Source organism: Holospora obtusa F1 (assembly GCF_000469665.2).
In the GTDB taxonomy this organism is placed as follows: Bacteria; Pseudomonadota; Alphaproteobacteria; order Holosporales; family Holosporaceae; genus Holospora; species Holospora obtusa.
On record NZ_AWTR02000079.1, the window covers coordinates 1 to 17,625 of the forward strand.

Sequence of the window (17,625 nt, forward strand, 5' to 3'; positions counted from 1 at the left end):
CAACTCTAGAGGATTCTTGAATTCCGTTTTTCAAAAGATGATTTTAAAATTCTGGTCAATTGTTCTTCAGAAAATCCGACTTGTTTTAATTGATTTATATTGTACATCAAGCTCCCTAAATATTCTTCATTTTCAGAATATTGAAATTTTTCCAAAACTCTATGAGCAAAAAGACACGAAAGATCCCATCCAAACTGGTACGGAGAGTGTAAGTCATTCTTCATTCTTTCTGTCATAACCATTTTTGTTCTCTCCAGCCAAAATTCAAACTTGTCTTCAAGATCGAAGCTTGAGTTTATATCTGATGGTATTTTTTGTAGCCAGAGGCTCTCTTGTTCTATACAATTAAAAACAACTAAAGATGAATCTCCGTAAATACGCTGCAGATCAAGTAATTTATCAGTTATCGTTGACAACAAAAACTGTTTGTAGGCAGAAGAAGCATCAATAGTAAAATCTCTTTCTTCTTTGTACCTTTCCTCTATAGCTGAGATCTCTGAACGATCTCTTGATGCCTGTACAACAACAAAATGATTAATTTTATGTTCTCTTCTTTTTTGAATATTTTTATATATACATCTATAAAAGCTTTCCGTCCACGTCCATGTTTTCGCAATCCATGTCAAATCTTGAAAATTTTCTTTGATGATTGTACTCTTGGGGTTGGCAAGAAAAGTAGATGAAAAGCTATCTCTTAAAATTTTAGATATGTCATATTCTGACAGACTTTTTTCTTGTTGAATTTCTTCTTTTATTATATTTTTGACCCCTTTAGAATGCTCATCTTCGAATGAAGAAAAAAGAATCTCTAATTCTTTATCTAGAAAAGTGGAATGTGCTTCAGTATCGATGCTTAACTCTAAACTTACATCAAGACCTGCGTTCTTAGAAAAAGCTTGAATAACATGAGTAATCGTTTTTGGTTCAATACCGCCATATCCGTTTGGTGTATTTGTTTCAAAAGAGCACCAAAATTGAGCTACACTGTGTTCATAGGCAATTAAACCGGAAAGCCCAAACTTTTTTCTTATATTTTCTAATATGATCGGAATATTTTTGTAAATTTCACTTTCTTTAAGTTTAAGAGTATGAGCTTGAGATGGAAGTAATGTTATAGCATTACTAATGATATCTTTAATTCTAATAGTGATTCTTTGTTTAAGAAGTTCGAATTCACGATGCTCTTCTGGCTTTGCATCTAGTACAAGTCTTTTAGAGGTAAAATTTTGTACTGTTTGTACTGTTTGCGCTGTTTGTTCTGTTTGTTGGTAACGACCCGCATAAGCATAAAAAGAGTGCATTATAAAAACAATAAAAAATAATTTAGATTTACCTTTAAATAAAATTTTCATTTTTGTATGAAGCATTTTTTTACGCTTGTGATACTACCATTAAAACAACGTTAATTCAATACTAAAATTTATGAAAAGATATGGGATTGCCGGTCTAAAGTTAAGTACCTATGTCGCTAAGATATGCAAAAATTCCCAAATATCCAGGAAAATAAGCTTGAGATTAATGAAAGAGTGTCAATGCTTTTTCTTTATTACAAGCTATATAAAGAAGAGGTGAAGTCGTTCATTATTGATGTAGAAAAAAATTAAACAAAATTCCTCTTTCTTATCAAAAACTACTTACGCAGCAGGTCTACTAAACAAATCTTTGTTTGCTTTTAAAACTTGTACGTTTAACTATAGGACAGGCTCTTAAAAATATTTTTCATATGACTATATTTGAAAAAACAAAAATGTATAATACGTTATGTGTGGAGGTATCAAAAGGTGATGCAGTGATCGCGTTGTTGTTTCCTGGACAAGGCTCTCAATATGTAGGAATGGGGAAAGCTTTAGCGCAACATTTTCCTGTAATTAGGGATCGATTCCAAGAAGCTGATGAGTTTTTTTCTTGCACAGGTCAGTCTTTAGTAAAAATTATAGAGCAAGGTCCTTTAGAGCTTTTGATGGAAACTCGGTGGGCACAACCGGCACTCTTCACGTTGAGTTGTGGACTGTTCGATGTCGTTTACCAACATTGTTTTTCGTCTAACTTTTCTGTTGGATGGGTAGCAGGACACTCTTTGGGAGAATATAGCGCTTTATATGCTGCCGGATGTTTTTCTTTTCGAGAAGGGCTGGCTCATATTCAAGCACGGTGTCAAGCCATGTCTGAAATAACAGACGGCACTATGGCAGCTATTTTAAAGCTTTCTGTTGCCCAGGTTCATCATTTGATTCAAGATTATGGTCATGAAGAAGTCGAATTAGCAAATGATAATTGCCCTGGTCAAGTGGTAATTAGTGGAAAAAGAGAAGGTGTTCACCGTATTTTAACGTACGCACAATCTCAAGGAGCACGCTGCATTCCTTTGAACGTAAGCGGTCCATTTCATAGCTCTTTTATGTCTTCTGCTGGAAAAAAGTTTGAAGCATACCTAAAATCTGTTAAATTCTCTGATCCTGTAATTCCTGTTTTAACGAATACTACCGCCTCTCCCCAACTCGATTCCAACTATATAAAAGCTCAGCTTATCCCTCATTTGACACACCCTGTTCGTTGGAGAGAAACGCTTCAAACATTGTATGCGCTCGGTTCTAGATGTTATTTAGAAATAGGACCAGGATCTGTACTTACTGGACTGCTAAAAAAAACAGTAGACTCTGTTTATTCTATTAGCTTAGGAGATCTTGCTTCTTTAGAAAATTGGATGCAATCTTTTTTAACTCCTTCCATAAAAGCTATGCAAAATCTTTAAAGTATGAAAAATTTTTTAGAACAGTACAACATAGAAGCGTATATAAGAGACGCTTTATCTCGTATGAGTTATGAATTGTTTCAAGAAGTGTACCTAAGTTACCCTGAACTCAGTCCTTTATTAGGAGATGTCGTTTGGCCTTTGGGAAAATCTATTCGACCTAAGTTTGTACTAATGTTAGCTTTTTTATTTTCTTCAGATCCTCTTGCCAATTCTGGAGTTATGGCGTTATGTAAAACTATAGAATGTTTGCATGTTGCTTCTTTACTTCATGATGATGTATTAGATGCGGGAATTATACGAAGGTCTCGCTCGTGCTTTTATCTGTCTTGGGGACAGCGTAGATCTATCTTATTAGGAGATTATCTTTTAAGTATCGCGTTGCGGTATCTTTCAAATATAGATGATTGCTCACTTCTTGCTATTGTTCAAAACGCTATTACAGAAATGACGTTGGGGCAAATCCAAGAAGAATCTATGTCTTGGTCTAAAGGAATCAAAGATTATGAACAGCTTGCATCCAGAAAAACTTCCTCACTGTTTTCGGCTATTGCGCAGTCTGTATGTAAGTTGTTTCAGGTTGAAGATACACACTCAAAAATTTTAGAATTTTACGCAATGCTCACAGGACTATGTTTTCAGTTACAAGATGATATTCAGGATTACACAGGAACAAAAAAAGACAAAAAAAGATTTCAAGACTTTTTTCAATCTAGAGTAACAGCTCCTTTATTATGGTTGCGAGAATGTGTTCCTCAAGATATTCAGATAAAGATAAAGACGTACTGGGATTCTCCGACATCAGATCATGCAAACGATATCTATGATCTGATGGTAAAGTACAATATTTTTCGGTACGGAGAAGATAAAATTAATAGCTATAAGCTAAAAGCGTATCAAAGTCTTAAAAAATATTGGCCTTTAGAGAATGTCCAATTACTTATGAATTTTTTTCCCTCTTTTAGTGGATACTGATATATGGAAAAAAAATCTAAAATTTTTAGTATCTTATGTATTATTATAAAAAATTTTTAAACAGTCATGGACTAAAAGCCGTTAACCCTTGAAACATTTTAACGCAAATATGATGCTGAAGCGCGGCGCACCCTTTTAATTTTCGAAAATGAAGACGTATAGAGGTAGGGCGTAAAAAACGAGATCTAAAAACGTGACTCGTAGTTGATTCTAAGGCTTGAAATTGATCCGTGTCAACACAGCGAACATCAATTTTATCCAGCAATTGATCTCCTAAAAAAAATTGCCCATACGCATAAAGATCTTTTGGCTTTGAATGATAATAAGCAGCATACTGCGCTCCCTTTTTTCCTTCTTTTTTTTCAGGATCATCGTACCATCCATCAGAGTAATTCATGGCATAGCAAGAAGCATCTTGATAGGAAACGCTTTTAATATCACAAGATTTCCATGAATTTGGATGAAGCCCAGACACAAGAACTGAAATAGAGGAAATTCCTTGGCAAGAAGATAACGTATACTGCGTAACTTTTCCACTAAATGTATTATTTTTTGGATACTCCAGTATCAATTGATGCTCCAAAGTAATTCCTAACAAAGCTTCAATAGATCCTTTAATCTCTAGATGACAACATCGCGCTGCCATTAGCCATATTTTATACGCGCGTTGCAATGCAAAATCAAATGCTCGTTTTCCAAATTCCGTTAAAAAAAATGAACTTTGTATCGTAAAAAATAGTTCTTTAGTACGTTCCTCATGCAGCTTCCAATGAACATTTTCTTGAAATATAGAAGAGTAGTGATCATCTATAGACTCAAAAATTTGTTGCCCAAATCTGACATAGTCTCCTGTTTTGTAAGCTCGAACTGGGCTCCAGCCATCAATAGCTTGGGCGCTTGTAATAGCACCTAAATTCCAGTGTAACTCTATTGATTTTCCGGGGACTTCAGAAGGCCATACCGTTTGAATAACTTCTTTTCGTTTTTGCTTTAAATTCCAGAATATCCATAAACTTCCGTCAAAAACATATCTTTGTACTATTCGATCTGGGTTCGAAAGTGTTAAGAATTCATGTTTTCTTTGATTAACAATTAACTCGCTATGCAATACACGATATCCAGAATTTCCTAATAACGTTCCTGATTTAGGCCATATTTTTTTTAAACTTTCTGGTGTATACGTTGCCACTTCTTTGTTAGGAAACGCGCTCTCGATCCAAGGAAACACATTTACGATTCCCTGAACTTGCTGTATCCATTGGGCACGTAACACGATCTTTAGTTTGTTTATCCCTGGATTTTGGCAATAATTTATGATATGCACGTTTTCCTTGGGGTGAAATACCTCTAAAGAGCTCGTAACGTGAGAAAGTTTGCATTTTCCAGAAACTGGACACCAGTACGGAACAAAAAGTTGATCAGCTAATACGCTTTCTGGGCGCATATCTTCATCATCAAAAAAATAAGGACAAAAAGTTTCTTTTGATCTAAACTCTTTTGCAATACGTAACCATGATGATTCATCCTGAAAAGCTTTAAGATACACAATAGCTATCCCTTTTTCTTGCTGAATGTGCTCCACATATCCCTTAAATAAACAGACGTTTTCTTGAACATTTTTAGGGTTCCAACTTAAAATTCCATAAGGTTCTGTCACAGTATTTAGTGGAACATGCAATATTAACGCTGCGGGCTCTTCTTCTTTCTGAGTAAGGGATAAAGAAATAATAGAACTGTCTATTTTGTTATGAACAAACGAAGACGAAAATTCTTTTGCTTGAGAAATCCAAGAAAAACAAAGCATCTTACCCTCCTGTTTTTTAAAAATTTTATACATATTAATGTATAATTCAAAAATATTTTAATTTTGATTATCTCAATTTTTAAGTTCTCATTCCTCTACCTGTTTGTCTATTTTATAAAAACATAGAACTATTTTTTTTCATCGATTTCTTAAAAAACAATTTGCTTTTTTAAATTTTCGTATATTATTGAAAAAACATTGCAATTTTCTTTAGTTCGTGAACTTTTTACCTTTTTCTCAATAATCTTTAGAATGAGTATTGACGCAAAGGAGTTGTTTTTTTTAATACACGATGAAAACAAAATAACGTATTGATTTTATCCAAACAATTCACTACAAACGTATCCCTGCTTTTTTATAAGGATAAAAAAAGATCAAAAAGACTGACAGTACTCAGGTATCATCCAACGACTCATTAAAGAAACCGTCCAAAGTGTAGAGTAATTCTGTTTATTTTCTTTAAAAGACCGAACGGGTTGTTCAAAATAAGTATGAATTTTTTTTACATTAGTCTCATCGAAATCAGATATTACGACAGGATAAGCGTTAAATTCGTACATTTTTTCAGTAATAGATAGATCAAGCTCAGCAGAATAATGCGATTGAAGCAAGGTGATTTCCATAAAAAACCAGGCTTTTCCTTTGAAAAATTCTTGTAGCGTTTTTAAAGATAAACAAATATAAGGAAGCGCATTAGATGTATGACACAATAAGACAGGAACTTGAAACGAAGCTAGCTCCTTTTGTATGTATTCAAGAAATTTTTTCTGAAATCTCCAAGAACTATGATAATTCAATTTCATCACTTCACCATAATCTGTATGCACGCTGACTTTCAGCAAGCCAAGGTTCTAAAGTTTTGTTTAACTCTGTTAAATTTCCTGCGTTTTCACACAAATGTTTCACTGTATTCATTATAATTTGTCTAAATACAATAGGAACTGATTCAAACGTCTCTCCATATCCAGCTCTGTATTCGACAGAAATAGAAGGACTGTTCCATTGAAAAGGGACGATAAGTTCTTCTAATCCAGAAGAATTTTTTTTCAATGTATATTGAGACTGGGATAATAATTTTCCTTTTTTTTCCACTTTTAAAATTTGAACAAAAGGAGTTCTGCTAAGCGGTATCCGATTGTTTCTGCTTATAATCTGTATATCTTGTGTTAAAAATGCTTGATTTAACCTCATTTCTACCCATTGAACAGCAACTTTTATCCAAGTTTCTAAAATCGTTTGAGACGGATAACTTCCTACAGGAAGAACGCTCTTTAATATGGTCAAGTCAATAGGGGTCCCTTCATTGGGACGAATTACGATAATCATAACCGTATGTCTCCTAATTAATTTAAATTAAAAAATATATTTTCTAAAACATAAGACCTTCTACGCCAATAAAAATGTGCAGTTTTAAACTTTTAAAGAAGGTCCATTGATAATTTAATCCTAATACATATATTATTTGGATATTTTTATCTTTTATAAAAAAATCGTTGAGTACTCACCAATTGAGTACGACTACATCTGCAAAGCAGAAAATGCTTGAGGATGAATCACTGCCCCACCAATATATGCCATCATGTATAATTCAACATGAGGCTTATAAGTGAAAGGATCTCGAATTAAACGAATTCCGTCCCTATAAATTGTCTGATACCCTCGTTTGAAGCTTCCAAATATTAAAGGAATTTTTTGTTGCTCTTCTTGTCCCATAAGATCCGTAACAAAAAATTCATACCCCATTAATACAGGTTTTTCAGAAACCTTAGTTGGAACCCAGAATAAATACCCTTGGGATGTCTTAATGCTTCTTGCCCAATGCATGATTTCTTTAGATCCCATCCAAACAGCATCTCTTAAAAAATACGTAGGAATGCTACTAATTAACGTTAGTAAAATCTTGTCTGCTTGCTCTGGTGTCAAAGGTAATTTTCCATCAATACTATTTTTAGAAATTTTTCCTGATTGTACGTTAAACACAACTCCTTCTGGCTGATACTTACTTGGATCTCCGTACAAAAACGCTTGATTTTCTGCATCCATCATTTTTAACCGAGCCTCTTCTAACATCCAAGACTCCACATGGACCACTCCCTCGTCTAACAAGGATTGTGTAACCCTAGATCGTTGAGACATCGTACACAAAGGAATATGCGTTCTTTTTAAGGACACAGAAGTGTCATCTTGGGAGGGTGGATTTAATTTACCTTCCTCTCCCCACACAATAGGAGTTCCTTGCTTTTCGTCAAGAAGAACATCAAGCGCTCTTCCTTTTTTTAATTCAACCATCATAGGAAGCTTTCGAAGAAAGGAATCTTCCACTAAATTAGAGTACAAAGTTTTTACCATAGATTGTGGCATCAAGAAACCACCTTCTGAATCAATTACATGATTGAGAGCCTTTCTTTCCATTTGTCTGAGTCCGTCCGTATGACCACTGCATACGTAAGATAAAAAGGCGTTTTTGTGTTGCAAAGCGTTATTATCTTTTAAAGGAATATCTAAAATTGGTCGAGAATTTACCGTATTTTGCATCTGAAGTAACGTATGGTGAGCTTGATCCATAACTTGATGCAGTCTTTGAAGCTTATCTTCTTGCAATCCATCAAAGGGAATTTTTTGCTCTAAAGCTTTTAATCTCTCGTCATTGACTTCTTTAAATGTTTCAAAAGCTTGACCCAATTCAGTAAGCGCGCATTGTAATGTATTTTGAATAGACATAGTATCTCCCCCAACAGAAGTTATAGTTAAATAAATTAGATAATTTAATTAAAAACTAAAAATTAGTGTAAAAACGTAAATGATGCAAATAACATTGAATATTTTCAACTGCTTTGATATAGCTGATAGAAGAACTTTTTATTTCCTCTATCCGAGCATTTTCATTACAAGGAAATTGAACTAAAGATATTTCTTTTAATAACAATTCAGTAATACATCTTGTTCCTTGATCAAAAAGACATTTTTGAACAAAAAATCCAATAGATAGCCCTCTCTTTCCTTGCTGGATACTCTTCATTGCTTCTTTTGCTTTTGGAAAATCTTGAAGAAACTTTCCTTCAAGAAACAAACCTTTTTCATCTTCTTTTAACTTTAAGCAAATTCCGATAGGTTCTTCTATATCATGTTCCCAATAAATATGCGGAAACCTGTGTTTCTTGGTTTTCCAATTCCAAAGTGTCTTTTGAAAAGCTCCAGGCATTATTTTGTCGCCTGCATTGTCTTTTATGTACGTACTTGCATATCCAGAAAATATCCCTTGATACAGTTTTGTGCAAAAAGGTGTTGTTACTCTCCATAATTGACCCATCTATTTACCCACCGTTATTTTTGCTAACGAAATATAATACATTAAGCTGCTGCAAGAACATCTCCATCTGGTAACGGAGCAAACCCCATGATCTGTCTTTTTTCATTAATGGTTAAAAATTCAGCATTGTTTGTACGTTCCCACAACGCTTCTCGTTTGACGGAAAGAGCATCTATTTCATCTTTTGAGTATGTTAACTCTACATTTTGATCGATAATTCCCAATAATTTTTGGTAATTAGAAATCACAAGGTTAGTCATAGGAATTAAAGTCTCTTCCCACATATGAACTCTAGCTTCTTTATAATTTGCAAAGCGTTCATCTCCGGGAATACCAATGCACGTAGGAGGAATTCCGAACAATTGAGCGATACCTCTCGCAGCCTCCCCTTGACCTTCCAAAAATGCCATTTCTTGGGGAGAAAACCCTGTCTTTTCCCATCGAAGACCATTGCTTAGCACCATAATTCTTCCTGCATTATCTCGTCCTGCATACAAATTTTCTAAATCTGTACGCAGTTGAGCTTTTTGATCGTCTGTCATTTCGTATTGAGAATCTACCGTTAATATTCCGCTGGGAGTTCCTCCGCGTCTTAAAATAGATAAATTGTGCTCTAAAGCTTGATTGCGAAATTGAACTAGTGACATCGCAGCTGTTAATGGACTTTGTCCCCAGTGGCTTTCAAACGGATGAAATAAGCTTATATGAACCATGCTAGAACGCCCAGTTAATCGATCAATGGGAACAGTATGTGTTGTATTTCCAATACGATACTCGTAATGTTCTGGAAAACCTTGTTCGTTATACATAATACGCACTCGATCAGGACGTAACACGTATAACTCCCCATATCCTTGAGGATTTCCTACGTATTCGATAAAAGCATTTCCTGACAGCAGTAAATGAGAAACGACCATTTCTGTAAATGTTTCATAACTTTGAAAAGGATTTGGATTATTTAAAAGAGATAAAATCGGATGATGCAAAATTTTTTTTTCGGATGACTTACTATTTAAATGCAACTTTACCGAAGCAATACTTCGCGAAATCAACGTAATGCACCGATAGACAATGGGATTATTTTGATATCCTATTGTTGCTGCTTCTTCAAAAGTTTGCTCTAGTGTAGAGCAAGAATACCCTGTATTCAAAAATGCTGCAGAAATCGTCTTTCTTTCTGCAGGTTTCTTTTTAAAAATTTTCATAACACTCCTTCTTGGTTTTGTCTTACTGTGTTAAAGACAATGAAGCGTATGTTTATTGGATAACATATAAGGTTCTTAATTTGCAACTTCTTTATACTTTAATAATATTTTATGCTTGGAAATGAAGGATTTGATCCTATTATAAATATCTCTTATAAAGGGTAGATGTAGTAGTAATCATGAGATTTTTCTGTGGAAAACTATAGCAGGGGTTGTCATGCCTTAAATTTTGATTGCCAATGATCTGTGGAAAACAAAAGTAAAAACTGGGGATATGTTTTTGTTCGATGAAAAAATTAAAAAAAAAGACTATGCACACTTTTATCCACAGACTTATTATTCAAAGCAACCTTAATGAAGCTCATGGTATAACACAAAGGGCTTTAGACTGAATGGCTGTTGTGAGAATTTATGATATTTACGTAAGCACGATATTACTTCCTTTATCAACGACAATAATTTTATGGACTTCTCGTCCTATTACTCTGCTCCAGCATTACAAAATAGCGTTTTGGACTTGCGGATTTTCTTGTATATGGTGCGGATACTGGATGTTTGCCTCTCCTTTATATGCATTTAGTGGAACTTTAATTTTTCTTTATATATTTTTTTTGATGTACCTTATTATGTACAGAAATAGGATGAATCAAGAAAGAAAGCTTCTTCCTTTAGTTAGGATGTTTTTTCAATATAGTTTAATAACGGGAATACTGATTACCACATCTTTTTATTTAAAATGGACGTTAATGTGTGCAATTTTCTTAAGTTTAGCGTATGGGATGGATCCTAAAAAACTACGTGTGTGGGGAGTATTGATGCTATGTTCTGGAATGTTTAAAGAAACATTAAGCTTTTTTTGTGGAATCATGTATAGTTTTTTTTCTTTTTTACAAAAATCTAAAGGCTTTTCTGTCGGCTCTTCATCGCAGCATCTTCATTGGATTCAATGGATTTCTGGAGTGTTGTATATTATTTTACCAAAAATCCAAACGTCATTAAAAGGAATATATGTTCAAGAAAGTGTATTTTTGTTTTTAATGGGAATGATTTTTGTTAAAAAGCAGTACGTCTATTCTAGATTTTTGGTTTATATGCAAAGTATTCAATGGATCAAAGATGATTTAATTGTTTTTTCTATGACGTATCTTGGATGTATGCAATGGGCGCACTACATGCTCTATCAGGATCAAGAAATATGTATGACAAAAAATTTTGCAAAAATATGCAATGGAATTCTTTTAGGAAGTTGTTGTGGTGCGGCACTGTGGGGAATCATGTGCATTATGCATACTTCTAAATATTTTTATGTTTATTGTGGAGAGCTTATTTTATATGTTTTGTGTTGCCTTATGTATAGCCAGTCGATATACTTAAAGCTGCATAATCGAAAATACAAAAAACATACGTTAATAGAAGTTTATGTAATTTTTGCAGGAGTATTGATTTGGAATGTGTTCAACGGGTATTATTTGGGAAAAAACAATCTTTTTTAAATCTTAAGAGTGCTTTTGGAACTACTTCCTATCAAAAAGGAGTTAAAGCAGAAGAATTGGTTTTGGACTATTTTTTATCCCAAGGGTACACGTGCAAATATAGACGATTGCGTACTCCTTTTGGAGAACTGGATTTGGTATGTTCTAAGTCAAATATTTTACTTTTTATAGAAGTTAAATACAGAAAAATTTTGACAGATGCCTGTTGGGCCTTACATTTTCGACAAAAAAAGAGAAATTTTTATGCATCGCAGTGGGTTATTAATCAAATAGATTCAGGTTATGACACTTGTTTGATGTGTGCGGCCATGGTCAGTGATGTGTGTATGGAGCTCTATTTTAATACCTATTTGGAAGGTTATGATACGCCGTAAGTTGTTCGTGCATTCAATGTTGTACGGAATTGAGGTCGTTTGGCGCTCTATTTTTATTTTAGTGGGAATGGGGGTGTTTTTTTTAGCTGTAGGGCGCTATTACGTTTTAACACCTAGATCTTTAAACTGGTTATTTTCTGAACTTCAGAGATTTGGGTACCCTATCTATGTAAAAAACGCTACCATAGTATGGAGATGGAAAGGATCTCTTTGCGTTCAAGTTCGCGATTTAAAATGGAGGCAACCTAAGTTAAAACTTTTTGTTGAAAGCGCTTGCTTTGAATTCAAGCTCCTATCTTCTCGCCCATTAAGAGGAATTCGAGCAGAAAATGTTCATATTGACTATGTACAGAAAAAAACAACCTCTTTAGATGTTTTGTCAACGTTTTGTACCGCTACGTCTCTTTTTCAAAAAATTTCGGAGATAGATATTTGTGAGGTTAAGAATGGAGTTTCTATTCTAAAAAATGGAGTCTTACAATCAAGAATTAATTCTTTTTCCTGGACTCCCGAAGAAAAGCATAAAAAAATTTTTGGGCAGATAAAGGGAGCAATGGGGGATATTCATTGGTTTTATATTCCTGAAAAGCGATACATGTACGCAAAATTTTCCAATGGTGTTGGTTTTTTACTAAAAGCGTTAGAGTACTCTGAGAACATGGTAGAGCATCCTTTATGTGTGGAGATGAGCTTTAATTCCCATGGGAATGATGTAAAAATAACTTGGGATAAAAAAGAACTTCTAATAAATGGAAAAAAATATTATTTAAATAATGGGATAATAAGTGCAAAATTGAGCGCTCAGAAAGCAAGATTTAAGGGAAGCGTTGGTGTGGAACAACTTAACGTTTTTCTTAAGGGGGAGTATTATAATAATTGGACGTTAAAGTGGAGAACTTCAGGATCAATAAAAACGCAGGCACTGGAATTTTGGTGGAATAAGAACTGGGTAAGAAATACAAAAAATTGGATAGATCAACATTTTAAGGGGGGAGTTATCGAAAATCTAAAAGGGCGTGTTTCCGGGGTATATGATATGGTTACGAATCTTTATGGAAGCCTTTTTTTAAAAAACGCTCACTTAGAAATCGTTTCAGGGATGCCGTCTATAAAGAGTTTATCTTCTAGAGGGGAATTTAACTTAAATGAATTTAATTTTTATATAGAAAAAGCATTTTTTTCACAACAATCTATAGAATCTGGTCAAATTCGAATTTATGATCTTTCTAAGGATTCTAAACTAACTTTAGCTCTGAGATTAAAAGGCGGGGTAGCAGATGTGTTAAACATTTTGGATTGCAAAAGATTGAATGTGACCAAATCACTCCCTATTAATCAAGCCAAAGGAAAAGCGTATACGCATTTAAGAATGAAATTCCCTTTATTACTGAATTTAAAATTTCAAGATATTATTTTGGACTACGAAAGTGGGCTAGAAGATACGTATTTTAATGTAACGGCACTTGAAGTGTCTTTACCTTTTCAAAAAGGATTGATTCATATTAAAGGAACTCAGCATGATTTATGTGTGAGTGGGAATGGAAAAATGAATCGCCACCCTGCGATGTGGACATGGAAAGGAGTTTTTAAAGATCCCTTGAATCATAAGTTGACGATGGATGTGTCTGTTGATCCTTGTTTGTGGGTTCCTAAATGGATACATCCTTGTTTTCAAAAAGAATTACTTCCGATTCATATAGAGTATTTTTCTGGAAAAGGAAAACTGGTTGCGAGTCTTCAAGGAGAACACATTCAGCTGATTGTTCCTTGGTTGAAATGGGTAAAGCGTCCCAAAACTCCCTTAACGGTCGTATGCGAATTTTTGGAAAAAAAAAAGAACTTACGTTTAATGTTCAAGGAGGAGTTCTATCAAAAGGAAAGTTTTTTTTGAATCAGGATATCTCCGGGAGCGCGAAAATAGACATACCAGGCGTACTCAATGGAGATATTGAACTTCAGCCTAATTTGAAAAAAGTGAAATTGTGTTGTAAATATTTAGATTTTTCTTCTGTAGAAACAAATTCTTTCAAAAAAAAACATTTTTTTTTGAAACACGATAAAAAGAAATTACAAAAAATAGAGTTAGATCTTAATATAAAAACTTTAAAATTAGAAAAAATACTACAATTAGAAGGAATAAGAGGAAGCGTAAATTGGAGACAACCTTCTATACCTTTTTATGCTATGGGATTAGACGAGTATCACTGGTTAAAAAGCGAAATTCGGTGTTTGATTCGCAGTAAGAAAGCTGTAAGTAGTGTTCATTTTTTTACAGTTCCTAAAAAAAATCATACCGATATTCGTCTTGTTTTTAAAGGACTTTCTGGAATATTTCAACTGCTAGGGGTAAATATTATTGCAAATACTGGGGGGGCTGGAGAATACTCAGGAACACAAGCCGCGGATGGAGCATATCAAGGAATTATTGTATGTCGAGACGTCGTAACACAGGGGTTATGGATGGCAAAAATATTAAGCTTACTTTCACCAAGCGCATTAACGGAATTGCTTCACAGTTCTTTAGATTTTTCTGAAATTTTTGTTCAATGTTTTTATAAAAAGGGGGTGCTTACATTAAAGAAGGGAAGTGCCAAAGGATTTAATTTGGGAGCGTTTTTAAAAGGAGAAATTAATTTTCGCACTCAAGCTCTTTTTTTGAAAGGGGGAGTCGTCCCAGCTTATTTTTTTAATACATTTTTTTCACATATTCCGATTATAGGGGACTTGTTGGGGCAAGAAAAAGGGATTATTTCTGGTCAATTTTTTATCTCAGGCTCGTTGACTAATCCAAAATTTTTTGTGAATCCTTTCAGTATTTTTGAACTTGGAGGGTTAAAAATGCTATTTGATCGAGAATAAATTAACTATAGAGATAAAATAAATTCTATTTTGAAATCGTTGACTAACATATACTATGGACACGCGTTTATACAGCGTGAATTTATCAGAAAAATCAATGATTTAGAAAATGATAGATACGAAAAAAGTATCAAAAAATTTTACAAATCGTATGAAATACAAGAAATCGATGAATAAGGTAGTGATGCTATCAAAATCTGACTAGCCTTAAAAAGTATATTACGCAGCTCTGGATGATTGTGGACAATTTTCGCTGATCACAGAACAGTAAAGTGTTGATCAACCGTGGTGGTTTTGGTATACATATTCTTCAGGCTTATCTTTCGTTGAAAAATTCTGAGCTAGTATGAAACGATGGGTCCAAATAATATCAGCGACTCTGGTAAACTTTGTTAGATAGTGTAGTCACGAGATAAGAAATATGATATAAGTGATGCAGTTATTTCATGAATGCATAGGTATTATATGTCAGAAGCTCATCGTCACCACGATATTTCAGACCGCGTATGGAGTTGTGTTAGAGCCTCATTTACCAGGACGAGAAGGGGGTTGGGGCGGGAGAGCTAAAGATAATTGCCAATGTATTAATGCCATTTTTTGGATCTTAAGGACAGGAGCGCCATGGCCAGATTATGGAAGCTGGAGCAATACGCACCGTCGTTTTATCAGATGAAGAGACAAAGGTATCTGGGAGAAATTGCTCGAAGAATGAGTTGATGTTCCGGATTATAGGATTATAAATGGCTGGTGATTGATGCAAGTCACATCAAAGTGCATCCTCATGCAGCCGGTGCGAAAGGTGGAAATCAAGAGATGAGCCGCTCAAAAGGGGGCTTAATACAAAGGTACATCTGGCCGTGGATGCGCATGGTATGCCGAGTCAGAATCATTATTACAGACGGTACCACGGCTGATTGCACGCAAGCTTGGCAATTGATAAGCGGCTTCGCAGCCGAGTATTTCTCGCAGACAAAAGTTATGATAGCGATGCGATTGTTGCTCAGGCCCAAAGCCAAGGCATGACCGTAGTCATACCTCCAAGAAAAAACCGAAAAGTTCACAAAGGCTATGATAAAAATTTATACAAGTTGCGGCATCTTGTTGAAAATGCATTTCTCCATCTCAAGCGCTGGCGCGGTATTGCAAGCCGTTATGCGAAAAATGTCAGATCATTCTTGGCAGCAGTACAAATTCGATGTATCGCTTTATGGGCTAATATCTCGTGACTACACTATCTAAAAATATAAAAAAACAAAAGGAATTACAGGAATAATTTTATTGTAGCTCTCTCTTAAAGGACACCACTTTTGTGGTGTTTTTTTTATTGCTATACTTGATGATAGCGATACACATTGTTTTGTAAAAAAATAAATAAATTTTTTCATTGATTTTTTACAAAAAAAGTTTTATAATAAGTATATAAAAATAAATTATATAAAAATAAAGGATAAAAAAATATGATAAAAAAATATAATCATTGGATAATTCTTTCATGTCTTTTAAGTCAGCAAATTTTTAGTATGGATTTTCAACAAGGGCCATACCGTAATCAAGCGAGTGAAGATTCTGACAAAGAGGATGATAGACAAAAAAAATTAAAGCAATCAAAAAAAATACATAAAAATAAAGTTTCTAAAACAGTTAAGCCGATTTATGTGCATCCTGATAAACCAAATCGAAAAACGTCTTTTGCAAATGATCCTGATTCTTTTGTTTCTAATGTTAGAGGTATTGATATCAGAGGAATGTATTTTCCTTTAGATGAAATTTTGCTTCCTAAAACTTTTGGTATAATTGGTCAAAATTTGAAAATAAATAGTTCTGATAGAATAATTCAAAAAACATTAATTAATGTTGATGATAATTTACCTTTATCTAAGAAGATTGCGATTTATAAAAATAGCTCTCCTGTATTAAACAACACATTTGATAATTTTTTAAAATTAAATCAAGAGGAAAAAGAATATATAATAAATGAATATCTTCCTTTAGTATACAGAGATATGTATGACATGGTAAACGGTATTGAAGAATATTCTAATGGTGCAGAAATATCTTCAATGCTTTCTAAGCGTATGAAGAATTTTGAAGAGGCTTTGCGCTATTTATTACAACAAAATGATCAAATTAATTCAATACCGCAAAATTTATTAACAAGTATGGAGCAAGTGAATATAAATCAAAATAATGATCAAAATAATGATCAAAATAATGATCAAGATTTAATAAATAAAATGAATCAAATAGATATGAATAAAATAGAACATGAATAATAAAAAAAATATTTCCCAACATTTAATTAAAAAATATAAATAATAATTTTATTTATTATTTTTTGAAAATGAAGAGATTTATTTTTGTAAGGCCAGAAAAGATATTAGATATCATTTTCTGGCCATAATTTTTTGAATTTATTTATGCTAATATTCTTTTCTAAAAATTTAAATGTTACAATAAGTCTACAAAAGAAATGGGATTCTTTTTCTCCAAATTTTTCTAAATTCCAAGAAGCTAAAAATTTTTTTGCAATTTCAGATGAAAATGAATTCAAATTAGAAGATGTTTGTTGATTTTTTTCTCCTGAAACATCCGCAGCTATCTGCTTTTCTTTCTTTTTTAAAATGGTTGCAATAAATGACAAAAAATTGTTTTTTTGTGTCCACATTTTCTGCTTCAAATCTAATTAAGAAATTACCAAGACAACAAAACTTAAGCTCAAAAGCTAAAGTACTTTTGAGCTATTTTATTTTAAAAACAACACTTAATAACAATATAGTGATTAGAAAGGTATTAAATTAATTATTTTATTAACAATTCTTCCATTAACCGTACTTTGAAGTCTGCCTTTTTAAC

At 33.5% G+C, this 17,625-nt stretch carries 15 protein-coding genes and 1 pseudogene; 8 read left to right on the forward strand and 8 right to left on the reverse strand.

The annotated features are described in order from the left end of the window. Window positions 1–5: 5 nt before the first annotated feature. The gene (locus P618_RS04760; RefSeq protein WP_156919018.1) at window positions 6–1,352 is read right to left on the reverse strand and encodes a hypothetical protein; all 1,347 of its coding nucleotides are present in this window, start codon (window positions 1,350–1,352) and stop codon (window positions 6–8) included. A 395-nt stretch (window positions 1,353–1,747) separates the two neighbouring features. On the opposite strand from P618_RS04760, the gene fabD reads away from it, so the two are divergent. Together fabD and P618_RS04770 are read left to right on the forward strand one after the other, a co-directional pair. After that, window positions 1,748–2,752: an ACP S-malonyltransferase gene (gene fabD / locus P618_RS04765; protein WP_075260918.1), complete on the forward strand. Its 1,005-nt coding sequence runs from the start codon at window positions 1,748–1,750 to the stop codon at window positions 2,750–2,752. Between the two features lie 3 nt (window positions 2,753–2,755). Then, window positions 2,756–3,727 carry a polyprenyl synthetase family protein gene (locus tag P618_RS04770; RefSeq protein WP_021827205.1) on the forward strand — a complete coding sequence of 324 codons (972 nt, stop codon included), beginning with the start codon at window positions 2,756–2,758 and terminating at the stop codon, window positions 3,725–3,727. Between the two features lie 64 nt (window positions 3,728–3,791). Here the strand turns inward: P618_RS04770 and P618_RS04775 are convergent, their stop codons facing one another. The 6 genes from P618_RS04775 to P618_RS04800 all read right to left on the reverse strand — a co-directional run bounded on the left by P618_RS04775 (window position 3,792) and on the right by P618_RS04800 (window position 10,046). Further along, entirely contained in the window at window positions 3,792–5,531 is a 1,740-nt protein-coding gene (locus P618_RS04775; RefSeq protein ID WP_024161224.1) for a hypothetical protein, read from the reverse strand. A gap of 374 nt (window positions 5,532–5,905) precedes the next feature. Beyond that, complete coding sequence (locus tag P618_RS04780; RefSeq protein ID WP_021827207.1) at window positions 5,906–6,358, reverse strand: hypothetical protein; 453 nt, start codon at window positions 6,356–6,358, stop codon at window positions 5,906–5,908. Beyond that, on the reverse strand, window positions 6,339–6,857 hold the full coding sequence (locus tag P618_RS04785; protein WP_021827208.1) for a hypothetical protein: 519 nt from the start codon (window positions 6,855–6,857) through the stop codon (window positions 6,339–6,341). The genes P618_RS04780 and P618_RS04785 overlap by 20 nt, the downstream gene beginning before the upstream one ends. Before the next feature lie 192 nt (window positions 6,858–7,049). Beyond that, window positions 7,050–8,252 carry a phage major capsid protein gene (locus P618_RS04790; protein WP_021827209.1) on the reverse strand — a complete coding sequence of 401 codons (1,203 nt, stop codon included), beginning with the start codon at window positions 8,250–8,252 and terminating at the stop codon, window positions 7,050–7,052. 55 nt (window positions 8,253–8,307) lie between these two features. Next, a complete protein-coding gene (locus P618_RS04795; protein WP_021827210.1) occupies window positions 8,308–8,841 on the reverse strand; it encodes an HK97 family phage prohead protease in 534 nt (177 codons plus the stop codon). A gap of 41 nt (window positions 8,842–8,882) precedes the next feature. Then, window positions 8,883–10,046 (reverse strand): phage portal protein, encoded by a 1,164-nt coding sequence (locus P618_RS04800; protein WP_021827211.1) that lies wholly within the window; start codon window positions 10,044–10,046, stop codon window positions 8,883–8,885. Window positions 10,047–10,438: 392 nt separating this feature from the next. On the opposite strand from P618_RS04800, the gene P618_RS04805 reads away from it, so the two are divergent. From P618_RS04805 to P618_RS04835, 6 genes and pseudogenes are all read left to right on the forward strand, one after another. Continuing rightward, entirely contained in the window at window positions 10,439–11,539 is a 1,101-nt protein-coding gene (locus P618_RS04805; protein WP_021827213.1) for a hypothetical protein, read from the forward strand. Continuing rightward, window positions 11,491–11,913, forward strand: coding sequence for a YraN family protein (locus tag P618_RS06145; RefSeq protein WP_021827214.1), 423 nt, complete (start codon window positions 11,491–11,493; stop codon window positions 11,911–11,913). Before P618_RS04805 ends, P618_RS06145 begins: the two co-directional genes overlap by 49 nt. Next, the gene (locus tag P618_RS04815) at window positions 11,900–13,804 is read left to right on the forward strand and encodes a YhdP family protein (RefSeq protein ID WP_024161225.1); all 1,905 of its coding nucleotides are present in this window, start codon (window positions 11,900–11,902) and stop codon (window positions 13,802–13,804) included. Before P618_RS06145 ends, P618_RS04815 begins: the two co-directional genes overlap by 14 nt. Next, entirely contained in the window at window positions 13,801–14,772 is a 972-nt protein-coding gene (locus tag P618_RS04820; protein WP_024161226.1) for an AsmA-like C-terminal domain-containing protein, read from the forward strand. The genes P618_RS04815 and P618_RS04820 overlap by 4 nt, the downstream gene beginning before the upstream one ends. A gap of 465 nt (window positions 14,773–15,237) precedes the next feature. Beyond that, window positions 15,238–15,998, forward strand: a pseudogene (locus tag P618_RS07430) (IS5 family transposase). A gap of 231 nt (window positions 15,999–16,229) precedes the next feature. Next, window positions 16,230–17,045, forward strand: coding sequence for a hypothetical protein (locus P618_RS04835; protein WP_021827220.1), 816 nt, complete (start codon window positions 16,230–16,232; stop codon window positions 17,043–17,045). 104 nt (window positions 17,046–17,149) lie between these two features. Here the strand turns inward: P618_RS04835 and P618_RS04840 are convergent, their stop codons facing one another. Further along, window positions 17,150–17,413, reverse strand: a complete 264-nt coding sequence (locus P618_RS04840; protein ID WP_156919021.1) for a hypothetical protein — start codon at window positions 17,411–17,413, stop codon at window positions 17,150–17,152. Between the last annotated feature and the right edge of the window lie 212 nt (window positions 17,414–17,625).